13 protein-coding genes are annotated in these 13,025 nt (G+C 34.0%); 4 read left to right on the plus strand and 9 right to left on the minus strand.

The features are described from left to right. Positions 1–45 precede the first annotated feature (45 nt). From Q0787_RS16470 to Q0787_RS16495, 6 genes are all read right to left on the minus strand, one after another. Positions 46–933, minus strand: coding sequence for a DUF4835 family protein (locus Q0787_RS16470; protein ID WP_298903939.1), 888 nt, complete (start codon positions 931–933; stop codon positions 46–48). Then, positions 926–2,137: a bifunctional phosphopantothenoylcysteine decarboxylase/phosphopantothenate--cysteine ligase CoaBC gene (gene coaBC, locus Q0787_RS16475; RefSeq protein ID WP_298903940.1), complete on the minus strand. Its 1,212-nt coding sequence runs from the start codon at positions 2,135–2,137 to the stop codon at positions 926–928. Before coaBC ends, Q0787_RS16470 begins: the two co-directional genes overlap by 8 nt. A 7-nt stretch (positions 2,138–2,144) precedes the next feature. Then, positions 2,145–2,474, minus strand: coding sequence for a DNA-directed RNA polymerase subunit omega (locus Q0787_RS16480; protein ID WP_298756595.1), 330 nt, complete (start codon positions 2,472–2,474; stop codon positions 2,145–2,147). Between the two features lie 12 nt (positions 2,475–2,486). Further along, positions 2,487–3,302: an outer membrane protein assembly factor BamD gene (bamD, locus tag Q0787_RS16485; protein ID WP_298903941.1), complete on the minus strand. Its 816-nt coding sequence runs from the start codon at positions 3,300–3,302 to the stop codon at positions 2,487–2,489. 121 nt (positions 3,303–3,423) lie between these two features. Further along, positions 3,424–4,305: a 4-hydroxy-tetrahydrodipicolinate synthase gene (dapA, locus tag Q0787_RS16490; RefSeq protein ID WP_298903942.1), complete on the minus strand. Its 882-nt coding sequence runs from the start codon at positions 4,303–4,305 to the stop codon at positions 3,424–3,426. After that, positions 4,305–4,823 (minus strand): hypothetical protein, encoded by a 519-nt coding sequence (locus Q0787_RS16495; RefSeq protein WP_298903943.1) that lies wholly within the window; start codon positions 4,821–4,823, stop codon positions 4,305–4,307. The genes dapA and Q0787_RS16495 overlap by 1 nt, the downstream gene beginning before the upstream one ends. 72 nt (positions 4,824–4,895) lie before the next feature. On the opposite strand from Q0787_RS16495, the gene Q0787_RS16500 reads away from it, so the two are divergent. Both Q0787_RS16500 and Q0787_RS16505 read left to right on the plus strand, forming a co-directional pair. Continuing rightward, positions 4,896–5,654, plus strand: coding sequence for a 5'-nucleotidase C-terminal domain-containing protein (locus tag Q0787_RS16500; protein WP_298903944.1), 759 nt, complete (start codon positions 4,896–4,898; stop codon positions 5,652–5,654). Between the two features lie 2 nt (positions 5,655–5,656). Then, the gene (locus Q0787_RS16505) at positions 5,657–6,568 is read left to right on the plus strand and encodes a bifunctional UDP-sugar hydrolase/5'-nucleotidase (RefSeq protein WP_298903945.1); all 912 of its coding nucleotides are present in this window, start codon (positions 5,657–5,659) and stop codon (positions 6,566–6,568) included. Here the strand turns inward: Q0787_RS16505 and Q0787_RS16510 are convergent, their stop codons facing one another. Continuing rightward, positions 6,569–7,336, minus strand: coding sequence for a hypothetical protein (locus Q0787_RS16510; RefSeq protein ID WP_298903946.1), 768 nt, complete (start codon positions 7,334–7,336; stop codon positions 6,569–6,571). 156 nt (positions 7,337–7,492) lie between these two features. Here Q0787_RS16510 and Q0787_RS16515 point away from each other — a divergent pair, with 156 nt between their 5' ends. Continuing rightward, positions 7,493–7,882, plus strand: coding sequence for a DoxX family membrane protein (locus Q0787_RS16515; protein WP_298903947.1), 390 nt, complete (start codon positions 7,493–7,495; stop codon positions 7,880–7,882). Here Q0787_RS16515 and Q0787_RS16520 read toward each other — a convergent pair. Together Q0787_RS16520 and ligA are read right to left on the minus strand one after the other, a co-directional pair. Next, the gene (locus tag Q0787_RS16520; RefSeq protein WP_298903948.1) at positions 7,871–8,605 is read right to left on the minus strand and encodes a hypothetical protein; all 735 of its coding nucleotides are present in this window, start codon (positions 8,603–8,605) and stop codon (positions 7,871–7,873) included. The genes Q0787_RS16515 and Q0787_RS16520 overlap by 12 nt on opposite strands. A gap of 97 nt (positions 8,606–8,702) precedes the next feature. Next, the gene (ligA, locus tag Q0787_RS16525) at positions 8,703–10,697 is read right to left on the minus strand and encodes an NAD-dependent DNA ligase LigA (RefSeq protein WP_298903949.1); all 1,995 of its coding nucleotides are present in this window, start codon (positions 10,695–10,697) and stop codon (positions 8,703–8,705) included. A 50-nt stretch (positions 10,698–10,747) separates the two neighbouring features. On the opposite strand from ligA, the gene Q0787_RS16530 reads away from it, so the two are divergent. Further along, complete coding sequence (locus Q0787_RS16530; RefSeq protein ID WP_298903950.1) at positions 10,748–13,024, plus strand: family 20 glycosylhydrolase; 2,277 nt, start codon at positions 10,748–10,750, stop codon at positions 13,022–13,024. The last annotated feature ends 1 nt before the right edge of the window (position 13,025 follow it).

Here is a 13,025-nt window from a genome sequence, read left to right on the forward strand (position 1 = left end):
CAGTATGAAATTACTGAAATTAACATAAAAACAAGGTGTATAAACTTAGAAATTTATTTTACGCCATTTAGCAGCGTGAAAAGGAGCAATTCTTGTTAAGGTTGAAATCAAATCAGACACATTAACAGACGGACCATCACTAAAAATTTCTTGTATTTCGTCTGATTTAGCATCAAAAAAGACACGCATTAAATACGAATTTGGCCGACGATTATTCAAGGTTTGCAAATCGGTTATTGATTCTGCTATAGCCTGTTTACCTTCTTTAGCATCATTACTCATTTCATCCAAACCATTACGATGATATTCGTACATAACATCTCTAAATTCCTTAAAGGTAGATGACAACACATTATCTATTAACACAAAACGTGTTTGTTGCCCATCTGCCAACTTCCAACCTTTAGCATTATTTTGCTGTGAATAATTTACAATGGTTTGTGCTTGCTTATAATATTCTTCACCTCCTTTAGGAGCAAATGTATCAGCGTCTAAACCTAAAATCATATAAATATGAAACGTAATCATAGATACAAGATTAGACTCAAACTGATTAGGATTATAAACAAAATTCTGAAATTCTAAATATTGAAAGTTGAAATCTTTATCGTTGTAATTATAAACAGGTGCAGCATAAGTAGAGCCAAATACTGGTCGTGTACTTTGCACTTGAAGCGTTGCTTGAAACAAGTCGGTATCATAATTTTCGATGGTAATAATCATACCACAATCGATACGCTCTTGGGGTTTAAACGACTTATCTGTCCACTTTGTATTATTAATAAACTCTGTTAACTGACGTTCCAATGTTTTAAAAACTTGAACATTTTCGTTACCAGTTTTTTGTGCATTTACAACAACATTACAGTTTAGTTCTTGCGACCAAGCTGTAGACATTACCAAGGCTAATAGAATAAATATATAATTACGCATGTGTTTGTTTTAAAATTTGTTGCATTAAATCTTGTGCTACTTCAGTTTTTGATTTTAACTCGTGAGCAAAAATGTCATGAGATGCAGTTATAAAAGTAACTTTATTTGTTGAACCACCAAAACCAGCGCCTTTATCATTTAATGAATTAAGAACGATTAGATCTAAATTTTTAGCTGCTAATTTCCCTTTAGCATGTTCTAATTCATTATTGGTTTCAAGAGCAAAACCAACCAAAAACTGTTGTTTTTTTATAGCTCCTAAAGATTTCAAAATATCCTTTGTTTTTTCCAACTCAATAGTAAACGTTGATTCCTTCTTTTTTATTTTTTGGGTAGCAACATTTTTTGGTCTATAATCTGCAACAGCAGCCGAAAGAATAGCTATATCACAAGTATTAAAGTGCTTGTGTACCTCATCATACATGTCTTGAGCACTCTTTACACGCTCTACGGTAATCATGCTTTGATTAACATGTTGAGATGATGGTCCTGAAACCAAAATAACTTCAGCGCCTAAATTAGCAGCCGCTTTAGCAATTTCAAACCCCATTTTCCCGCTAGAATGGTTCCCAATAAAACGTACAGGATCTATGGCTTCATATGTTGGTCCTGCCGTAATCAATATCTTCTTACCTCTTAAAGGCAATTTTCCGAGAATATCTTTTTCTACAAAGGCAATAATATCTTCGGGCTCTGCCATACGCCCCTCTCCTACGAGCCCACTCGCTAATTCACCAGATGTGGCTGGAATCATCACATTTCCGAAGGATTTCAACTTTTCAAAAGAATGCTTAGTAGAGTCGTGTTTGTACATATCTAAATCCATTGCCGGAGCAAAATACACAGGGCATTTAGCAGATAGATAGGTAGCAAGTAATAAATTATCGCAGGTTCCATTTGCCATTTTAGACATTGTATTGGCTGTAGCAGGAGCGATTACAAAGAAATCTGCCCACAGCCCAAGCTCTACATGGTTATTCCACATAGCATTGTCATCTTCTTCATTGGTAAATGTAGAATAGACTGGATTTTTAGATAAGGTAGAAAGTGTTAAAGGTGTAATGAAATCTTTAGAAGCAGGTGTCATAACGACCTTCACGTTAGCACCTGCTTTTATAAATAGCCTAACTAGGCTCGCTGTCTTGTAAGCCGCAATACCGGCAGTTATGCCTAATAGTATATTTTTGCCGCTTAATATAGACATGCTTATATTATTCCTGAACGTCGTCTTCAGTGTTTCTGTAATAAATCTTGTCGTCTAACCATTCTTGAACAGCTAAAGCGTGTGGCTTAGGCAATTTTTCATAGAATTTAGACACTTCAATTTGCTCTTTGTTTTCAAAGATTTCTTCTAGACTATCATTATAAGTAGCAAACTCTTCAAGTTTATCAACTAACTCACGTCTAATGTCTGTATTGATCTGTTCTGCTCTTTTTGAGATTACAGAAATTGCTTCATAGATATTATCTGTTGGTGCATCAATGACATTTCTGTCATAAGTTTCTGTTGTTACAGGAGCATTGGTCTTCTTTAAATCCATTATGTATGTGTATTAACTTTTTGTATTATATTGTTGTACAGCCGTTGTCATTTCTTCATTCATCTTATCGGCATCTTTCATTAGTTCTGAATTAGGAAAGAACTTTTTAAAACTGTCATAATAACTTATTGCAGTATTTAATCGTGCCTGTTTTTTTGACTGTATACTATTAATTCCTAATTTATATGCAGAATCCAATCTATAGAACATGGCTTCTTCTTTAAACGTTGTTCCTGGAAAATCTGCCAAGAAGTTATCAAACGCTTTTATAGCCGCTTCATAATCTGATGATTCAAAATAGGCTACTCTATTATATTGTTTTGCAATTTCGAATGCTTTTCGTTCTAACTTATAATCTAATTCTTTAATCAACTTATTAGCTTGTGGTAGAAAATCAGAATTCGGATATTTATTCACAAATAATTGTAGCTTTTCAAGAGCTTCTATCGTTTCTTGCTGTTCTTTACTATAAACAGGAGATACTTCATAATAGCTCTTAGCCGCTAAAAAAGCAGCCTCTTCAACTTTCTGACTGTTTGGATATGAATTTTCAAATCGCGTAAAGTGATATCCTGCTTCGAGATAACTTCTCATTTCATACAATGACTTTGCATGCATAAAAGTTAATTTCTCAGCTTGTGGTTTACCAACATATTTCGGAAGAATTTGTCCTAACAACTTATAGGCCTTAGACCATTTTCCGTCTTCGTACATTTTCGTACCCAACTCAAATTTGGTCTTAATATCTTCAGACTTTAATGCTTTTTGGTATTCGCTACAAGAGTTAAACACCAAAAGAGCGACTAATAAGTAAACTAATTTCTTCATAAATAAAAAACAGGTTGCAAAAGTACGTATTTCTAACGTATTATAAAAACAAAAAATTATGTTCAAAAATAACGTTTGAAATCAGGTGCTCACTAAGTTTAAGTATATTTTAACTATTAATCTAGTCTTCTAAATTTTGTAGTGCTGTTTTTATCTTTTGTTTTAGCTCTTCTGTGGCTTCCACCAAAGGCAATCTAACTGCCGATTTTGATAAGTTCAAGGCTTCTAAAACAGCTTTAATCCCAGCAGGATTATTCTCAGAAAAAATAAGGGATGTAAGCTCCATTAATTCAAAATGAATCTTATAAGCCTCTTTAGCCTTCCCTTCGAGTCCGAGATTAATCATAGTCGTGAATTTTTTAGGTAATGCCTGTCCTAAAACAGATATCACTCCTGCTCCACCAGCCAAAACAACTCCAAGCACCAAATCATCATCTCCCGAAATTATCAAGAAATCATCTGGCTTATCTCTTAGTAATTTTAAGTATTGATGCACGTTGTTACCAGCCTCTTTTACTGCGATTATATTTTTAAAATCTCTTGCCAATCGCAATGTTGTTTCTGGTGTCATATTAGAAGATGTTCGACCAGGAACATTGTACAAAATGATATCTACTGGAGACGCCTCTGAAATGGCTTTAAAATGCTGATAAATTCCTTCTTGTTGTGGTTTGCTATAGTATGGTGAAACAGACAGAAGCGCATCAATAGCACTCAAATCTGTAGTTGTAATTTCTTCAATAACCTGAGCTGTATTATTTCCACCAACACCCAAAACCAAAGGTACTCGTCCCTTATTAGCTTCAACAATTGTCTTTATAATATCCTGTTTCTCATGTTTGGTAATCGTAACGCTCTCGCCTGTGGTACCACTAATTACGATATAGTCTGTACCATTGTCTATGTTAAAATTCACCAAGTTTGCCAATGCATTATGGTCTACCGTAAGGTCTGCATTAAAAGGCGTGATAATGGCCACACCTGTACCATGAAATTTAGTCATTATAATTTATTTAAAACGGTTAAATATTTTTTCATTTCTTTTTTAAAAACCGAAAAATTTTTTGGTTCTATATTTATCATCAAATCGTAAAATCGTTGATCCTCATTCGTTAAACCAACTTTGAAATTTGCTTTTGATGACGCCACAATCATATCGAGTTCTAAGTGTTTTTCCCTATAATAAGAGATTAACACATCAAATTTAGTATCAATAAAGGTTTGTAAGTCGATATTATTTATCTTTCCTTTCCAACCAAAATCTTTTGGATTGAAATAAGTATCCCAAAGCACATTTGTGTCTTTCGAATCCTCAACAAAAGCTATTATTTTAGTCTTTGCCTGCTGAATTCCTAAACTTTTAAAATACATTCTAAAAGACTCAAAATCTGAATATTCACTAATATTCAAAATAACACCTACAGTTGCCATTTTACTGTTACTAACAGCAACACTTCTAGCACTTAACAATTTGTTGATGTATTTTTGGTTTGATTTTGTCTTAAATGCCTTTAAAATCATTTATATTTATGCTTTGTACAAATGTACTAAAAACACATCGTACGATATTGTAAACATTTCACAATAAATTCTATGAATTATAAACATTTTATTCTTCTTATTTGCCTTGTTACGTTGAGTTCATGTAAACAAGACAGTTACCTCAATAAAATTGAAGGAAAACAAATAAACATCTCCGATAGTCTTCAGCCAGATAAAACTATAGAAGCATTTATTAAGCCTTATAGAGAACACGTTAATGCTAACTTGGATAGTGTTTTAGCTTATGCCGTTAATACATTATCTAAAAGTGATGGGGAGTATAATACAGCCATAGGAAATATGATGGCCGATGCCGTTTTTGAGCAAGCCAATCCTATTTTTAAATCTAGAACTGGTCATGATATAGATATGGTACTGCTTAATCATGGTGGTATTCGTGCAATCATTTCCAAAGGAAACGTAACCTCAAGAACCGCATACGAAGTGATGCCTTTTGATAATTCGGTTGTGGTTGTAGAACTAAAAGGGCAACAAGTAAAAGAATTATTAGATTATCTCGTTAGAGCTAAACGTGCGCATCCTATTTCTAAATTAAAAATTACTCTTGATAAAGACACACTTTTACAATCTGCTTTTATTAATGACAAACCTATAGATTTAAACACATCTTATTTTGTTGCAACGAATGATTACTTATACAATGGTGGAGATCGAATGAATTTCTTCAAAACTAATGACAGTCTTTATGTTTTAGATTACAAGGTTAGAAATGTGCTTATTGATTATTTTTCAGAGACTGATACTTTAAGACCAGTTATTGATGATCGTTTTATTCAGTTAAAAAATTAATTATGAAAAGAAGAGATTTTATTCAGCAAACAGCAGCGGCGTCAGCATTAATTGGACTTGGCGGAATGGGTTTATCATCATTTAAACCAGCTACTAAAAAAATTACCATCTTACATACTAATGATGTTCACAGCCATATTGATGCTTTTGGTCCAGATGATGGACGAAATCCAAATCAAGGTGGTGTTGCCAGACGTGCTAGTTTAATTGATGCCATTAGAAAAGAAAACCCCAATACTTTATTACTAGATGCAGGAGATATTTTCCAAGGCACACCATACTTTAATTATTATGGAGGTGAACTGGAATTTAAACTAATGAGCATGCTTAAATATGACGTTGCCACCATCGGAAATCACGATTTTGACAATGGTATTGACGGACTTTATGCACAATTACCACATGCTAAATTTGATTTTGTTTCAGCGAACTACGATTTCTCAGATACTGTTTTAGACACTCATGTTAAGCCATATCGTATCATTATAAAAGATGGGATTAAAATTGGAATTTTCGGATTAGGAATTGAACTCGAAGGACTTGTTGAAAAAAGGATGTATAAAGAAACTCTTTATTTAGACCCTACAGAAACAGCCCAAGAAATGACACGTATTCTCAAACAAGATGAAAAATGCGACCTAATTATTTGCTTATCACATTTAGGGTACAATTATAGAAATAGGCCAGAAAAGATTAGTGATCTCAAATTAGCAGAAACCACAAAAGATATCGATTTAATTATTGGAGGCCATACGCATACATTTCTTAAAAAACCAACGGTTGTAAAGAACGCTATTGGAGAAAATTTATTAGTAAATCAAGTAGGCTGTTATGGTATCAATCTTGGAAGAATAGATTTCTACTTTGATTCTGATAAGAACAAAGCGGCAAACGGAAAATCTATTATCGTTTAATTATAAATGAACTCGAATTTCGCGTAATCGCTCTGTAGTAGGAATGAAATACGTCTTAAAATTAATGCGCTTGTTATTATTTCGATTCATGTAGTAATCATAAACATACTTATATAGTAAAAACAAACCTGCCGTATGAAGGACACCTTCGAAGACTTCGAATATCCAATAATAGACATATAAGTTACATATATAGTGTAACACATCTGAAAACACAAAACAAAAAACCATCAATAAAAAGGTAATAGACTGCGCTGTTTCTCTACTTAAATACACGGCAAATGCAAAATAAGTCATAGCTATTAATGTAATACCATGACAGATATATAGTACTAGATTTATAGTATCTACAAAATTATCTTTGGCTACACCATAAAGCGCATATAGAAAATACGAATTGAGCAATAGCACGAGTACGAGATACACAGTGACTAAACCTTCAAACTTAACACGCTTCAATTTTCCTAGAAGAACAAAAATGAGTAGCAAGTAAGCACCAATATACATTGTTTTTGATAATTTAGAAGCTATGTCTCCAAAATCAAATACAGAAAAGGCATCACCTACAAAAAACACTAAAAAAACGGTTAAAAAGATGTTAGCCATTTTATTAAGTTGACAAAAGTAAAACGTGAGTAATATCGTAACCGTGATTAGCTTGGCTATTTTAGGCACAACGATCACATCAAAATAGGTAGCTAACGACGTGCCAAGAAGCAAGACGAATAAGACCATAACCAATACCATATTTGGCTTTAATTTTTGCATTTTATGCATGGTAGATTTTTTATTGGGTGAAGCAAATATACTAAAAATTGCGTATTTCAACGAATAAAACATACATTTAATCGATTTTTTAACAAATTTTATCTGTATCTGTAGGGTTTATTTTTCTAATCGTCTAATAGACAATACACTTATATTATGAAAAAATATTTACCACTTATTTTGAGACTTGCAGTCGCCATTATTTTAATACAAACCTTACGCTTTAAATTCACAGGGCATGAAGACAGTATTTATATTTTCTCAAAAGTTGGTTTAGAGCCTGTTGGCAGAATTGGTATTGGAATTGTCGAGTTAATAGCAGGTATCTTATTACTGTTCAAAAAAACAGCCTGGGCTGGTGCAACATTAACAATAGGTATTATTGGCGGAGCAATTATGATGCACTTAACGCAATTAGGAATAGAAATAAAAGGTGATGGAGGTGTACTTTTCTATACCGCAGTTACAACATTTGTACTAGCACTAATTATTCTCTATATCTATAGAAAAGACATTCCTGTTTTAGGAAAAAAATTAAGCTTCTAAATTTTGAGTTTCGTAAGCCATTGTTTGTTCATTTTCTAAACGCGACTGCAGATAGAAGAACGCAAATGCAGCCACTAAAAACATTGAACACAATACATTGAGTACGTTAGAATCGGCAACATAAAAATAAGCGAGTTGTAAGATTTCAGAAAACACAATACAAATAGATCCTATGAGGAGATTCATTGATTTCTTATTATCCTTATGCATATAGTTAATTAAAGCTAATCCCATCAAACTCATAATTACTGCATTGTATATAAACTCAAGCATATATTCCGAATTATCAAGCTCTTCTCTGGTTGTATCGGTAACTAAGTACACGACAAAAATGCCTAAAACCGTAAGTAATATCGTTTGCACAAAAAATTTAGACATTGCTTTAAACATATTGGTTCCAACAAATATTCTAGCAATTAAAAATGAATAAGAAAATATATAAAGGCCATTTCCAATATAATAGAAGTAGTCTACATCATTACTAAAATCAAAATCTATAACCCAAGTTACATAGTTTAATATTTCCGCAGCGGTAAAAAATAGGAGAAATAACAAAAAGAAGATTTGCTTATCCTTTACACGCATAACATACAATATGGTTAACATGACCATAGCCAATGCTCTCACTCCAGAAGCGTGTAGTTCTAAAGCCTGAGATTGCAGACCTAGAAATAGTATACTCAGTAGTATAAGTACAATCCCTATAATTTTACTTAAATACATAATTTATTCCTTAATAGCATAGCAAATATACGCAAAAAATACATATAAACGAATAAAAATGCATTTAATCGATAAAATTTAACATTTTGTAGGAATTTTAATTCAATTTGGATAAAAATTCAGATTCCGAGATTATTGCGACTCCAAGTGTTTCTGCCTTAGTTCGCTTACTTGGCCCCATTTTATCACCTGCAACTAAAAAATTAGTCTTGGAAGAGATTGAGGATGAGACTTTTCCGCCATTATCTTCAATCATTTTTTTCAGTTCAGTTCTTGATACAGTTTCAAAAACTCCAGACACTACTATAGATTGTCCTTTTAGCTTATCTGTTTGATTCGCCAATTTTTCTGCAGATAATTCTAACTGTAAACCATAAGACTTCATTTCATCGACAATCATTCTATTTTCTTCGGAAGAAAAGAATTCCACAACACTTTCTGCAATTCGGTCTCCAATTTCATCAACAGCAATTAAATCTTCTACCGAAGCTTCAATAATAGCATCAATATTCTTATAGTGTTTAGCTAGTTTTTTGGCCACTGTTTCTCCTACATAACGAATACCAATAGCAAAAAGCACACGCTCAAACGGAATTTGCTTAGACGCAGCAATACCTTGTATTAAGTTCTCCGCACTTTTTTCAGCCATACGTTCTAAGGGCAATACATCTTCTTTTTTAAGTGTATACAAATCCGAATAATTCGAGATTAGACCTTCATTCACTAAGAGCGCTACCGTTTCTCCCCCTAAGCCTTCAATATCCATAGCCTTTCTTGAAATATAATGCTGAATACGACCTACAATCTGCGGATTACAACCATTATAGTTAGGGCAATAATGTTTAGCATCACCTTCTTGTCGTATCAATTCGGTTTGACATTCAGGACAATGTGTTATGTATTGCGTAGGTTTTGAATCCTCTGGTCGCTTAGACAAGTCAACAGCGATAATCTTCGGAATAATCTCACCTCCTTTTTCAACAAAAACCTCATCCCTTTCTCTAATGTCTAATTTTTCAATTTGATCAGCATTATGCAACGATGCTCGTTTTACAGTAGTTCCTGCTAATTCAACTGGCTCCAGGTTAGCCACAGGTGTTATAGCTCCTGTTCGCCCAACCTGATATGTAATTTCATTAAGTCTCGTAGACACTTGCTCTGCCTTAAACTTATAAGCCATTGCCCAACGTGGTGCCTTAGAGGTATACCCCAATTCTTCTTGTTGTTGAAGACTATTAACTTTAATGACAACACCATCTGTTTCGTAAGGTAAGTCATGCCGATGTACATCCCAATGCGATATAAACTCCAATACCTCATCAACCGACGAGGCTAATCTCGCCGCTTCTGGCACCTTAAACCCCATTTGTCTAGCACGTTCTAAACTTTCAAATTGTGTTTCAAAACCAAGGTTTCGACCAGTAATATTATATAATAAACATTCTAAAGGCCGTTTCGCCACTTCCGCACTATCTTGAAGTTTCAAACTTCCAGAGGCCGTATTTCGCGGGTTCCTATACGGCTCTTCTCCTGCCTCCAGTCGCTCCTCATTCATTTTATTAAATCCATCAAAAGGCAACACAATTTCGCCTCTAATATCAAATTTAGGAGGAAAATCACCTTGTAATTGTAAAGGAACAGATTTAATCGTTTTTATATTCGTGGTCACATCATCTCCCTGAGTACCATCACCTCGTGTAACTGCTCTAAGCAAATTACCGTTTTCGTAAGTCAAGCTAATTGAAGCGCCATCGTACTTTAATTCACAGGTATAAAAAACATCTCCATCAACGAGTTTCTTAATACGTTTTTCCCAATCTAGTAAATCTTCCTTTGAATACGAATTATCTAAAGAATACATGCGATGCTCATGAACAACAGTATTAAAGTTTTTAGTAACCTCTCCTCCAACTCTTAAGGTTGGTGAATTGGAATCATAAAACTCTGGATGCTGCTCTTCTAAATCTTGCAGTTCTTTTAGCTTCATATCAAATTCATAGTCGCTAATTGTTGCATTGTCAAGAACATAATAATTATAATTATGTTCTCGTAATTCTAAACGAAGGTCTTTTATTTTTTGCTGAATTGTCATTAAAAATGGTCGTAAAAAAAAGTTATCTTTAAGGCATCTAATATACTAAAATGTACATCAAAAAAATTGTAGCCCTAAGTGTTTTTATTAGCTTTTTATTCAGTTGTAAATCTGAAGAGCATAGAACTACCAAAATCTCTCAAATCATTCCTACACCATCAACACAAACTATTAATCCAGGTTATTTCGTTCTTAATAATGACGTAGGAATCACCTACGACGACAATTTTAAAACCTCTGGCGATTTTCTTCAGAATTTTATCGAAACCGGAAGCTCTATTACTCTTGAGAACAACGACGATATAACATTTGTTCTTGACAACTCCATAGAACATAACGAAGGCTATGTACTGGATATCAAACCATATGAAATACGAATTCGTGCAAAAACCGATAGAGGTGCGTTTTATGCTGTACAAACACTACGACAACTATTACCTCCAGAATTTGAAAACAATACATTTTCAGAAGAAACAGTTAGCATACAATGCATGACCATTACAGATGCACCTCAATTTAGTTATAGAGGAATGCATTTAGATGTTGGTAGACATATGTTTTCTGTAGATTTTATTAAAAAATACATTGACGCGCTTGCCATGTTAAAAATGAATACATTTCATTGGCATCTTACTGAAGATCAAGGTTGGCGTATCGAAATAAAAAAATACCCAAAATTACAGGAAGTGGCTGCATTTCGAGACGAAACATTAATTGGACATTACAGTGATCAACCACATCAGTTTGACGGAAAGCGTTATGGTGGTTTTTACACACAAGCCGAAATTAAAGATATCATCGCATATGCGCAAAGTAGACAAGTTACTGTAATTCCAGAAATTGAATTACCTGGTCATGCTCAAGCAGCTATTGCTGCCTACCCTAATTTAGGATGTACTGGAGAACAAGTTGATGTCGCCACTAAATGGGGTGTTTTTGAACATATCTATTGCTCTAAAGATGAAACCTTTGAATTTTTAGAAGATGTGTTAGACGAAGTTGTCGCTCTTTTTCCTAGTGAATATATTCATATTGGAGGTGACGAAGCACCAAAAACACAATGGAAATCGTGTAATAAATGTCAAGAGCGTATCCAAAGTGAGGGTTTAAAGGACGAGCATGAGCTTCAAAACTATTTTATCACACGCATTGAAGCTTATCTTAATTCTAAGGGCAAACAAATTATTGGCTGGGATGAAATTTTAGAGGGTGGATTAGCACCAAACGCAACCGTTATGTCATGGCGTGGTATTAAAGGCGCTGTTGAAGCGGCAAAACAAAAACACAATGTGGTTATGACACCAACATCACATTGTTATTTTGATTATTACCAATCTACTAATCCGGATGAACCTACTGCTATAGGTGGCTTTTTACCTTTAGAGAAAGTCTATAGTTTCAATCCTATTCCAGAGGAGTTAAATGAAGACGAAGTACAATATGTACTTGGCGCACAAGGTAATATTTGGACAGAGTATATGCCTACTTCAGATCAGGTAGAATATATGGCATTCCCAAGAATGCTCGCCATGAGTGAAGTAGTATGGTCAAAAGACGAGAACAAAAATTATATAGATTTTACAAAACGTGTAGAATTATTCAATCAACGCTTAGATATGTTAGATATTAACTACGCCAATCACCTTTATGAAATTTCAGGGGAGCTTATTTCTGAAGGCGACACAACAGCCTATGCACTAGCAACAACAACCGATAATAAGACGATCAGGTACACTCTAGATAATTCGGAGCCTAATGTATCGTCAGAGGTTTACAAAACTCCTATTCCAATAACGGAAAGCCAAACTATCAAAGCAGCCGTTTTCAATTCTGAAAAGCGTTTAGGTTCTACGTTTTCTGAAACTATAAACTACCATAAAGCCGTTGGAAAAACAATTACGATTAACAAAATACCACACAAATCGTATTCGGGTAGCGGCCCCGAAGGTTTAATAAATGGCATTTCTGGAAGCGATTCCCGATATGGCGATAAAGAATGGTTAGGCTTTTGGGGAGAAGATATTGCAATTACAATTGATTTAGGTGAAGACACTGATGTTAAATCTATTAAAACAAGATTTCATAACGGTAAAGGACAATGGATCTATGCGCCTAAAGAGATTGAATTTGGGTTTAGCGCTCATGGTATAGATTCAAAAGCAGATATTCCAACTTCAGAAAAGAACATTGTAGATGTTATTATTAAAGCCAATGTCAATACGAGATATATTTATATTAAACTCTCTAATTATGGCATTATTCCAGATGGCAACCAAGGCGCTGGCAATAAGGCATGGACTTTTATTGACGAAATCATAGTAAACTAAT

The sequence above is a fragment of the uncultured Psychroserpens sp. genome (assembly GCF_947492715.1).
In the GTDB taxonomy this organism is placed as follows: Bacteria; Bacteroidota; Bacteroidia; order Flavobacteriales; family Flavobacteriaceae; genus Psychroserpens.

Excerpts from the sequence above, each read along its gene's own strand:
- Q0787_RS16495 (WP_298903943.1), bottom strand. The coding sequence starts at position 4,823 with ATGATTTTAAAGGCATTTAAGACAAAATCAAACCAAAAATACATCAAC.
- Q0787_RS16500 (WP_298903944.1), top strand. The coding sequence starts at position 4,896 with ATGAATTATAAACATTTTATTCTTCTTATTTGCCTTGTTACGTTGAGT.
- dapA (WP_298903942.1), bottom strand. The coding sequence starts at position 4,305 with ATGACTAAATTTCATGGTACAGGTGTGGCCATTATCACGCCTTTTAAT.
- coaBC (WP_298903940.1), bottom strand. The coding sequence starts at position 2,137 with ATGTCTATATTAAGCGGCAAAAATATACTATTAGGCATAACTGCCGGT.
- bamD (WP_298903941.1), bottom strand. The coding sequence starts at position 3,302 with ATGAAGAAATTAGTTTACTTATTAGTCGCTCTTTTGGTGTTTAACTCT.
- Q0787_RS16510 (WP_298903946.1), bottom strand. The coding sequence starts at position 7,336 with ATGCAAAAATTAAAGCCAAATATGGTATTGGTTATGGTCTTATTCGTC.
- ligA (WP_298903949.1), bottom strand. The coding sequence starts at position 10,697 with ATGACAATTCAGCAAAAAATAAAAGACCTTCGTTTAGAATTACGAGAA.
- Q0787_RS16515 (WP_298903947.1), top strand. The coding sequence starts at position 7,493 with ATGAAAAAATATTTACCACTTATTTTGAGACTTGCAGTCGCCATTATT.
- Q0787_RS16530 (WP_298903950.1), top strand. The coding sequence starts at position 10,748 with ATGTACATCAAAAAAATTGTAGCCCTAAGTGTTTTTATTAGCTTTTTA.
- Q0787_RS16480 (WP_298756595.1), bottom strand. The coding sequence starts at position 2,474 with ATGGATTTAAAGAAGACCAATGCTCCTGTAACAACAGAAACTTATGAC.
- Q0787_RS16505 (WP_298903945.1), top strand. The coding sequence starts at position 5,657 with ATGAAAAGAAGAGATTTTATTCAGCAAACAGCAGCGGCGTCAGCATTA.
- Q0787_RS16470 (WP_298903939.1), bottom strand. The coding sequence starts at position 933 with ATGCGTAATTATATATTTATTCTATTAGCCTTGGTAATGTCTACAGCT.
- Q0787_RS16520 (WP_298903948.1), bottom strand. The coding sequence starts at position 8,605 with ATGTATTTAAGTAAAATTATAGGGATTGTACTTATACTACTGAGTATA.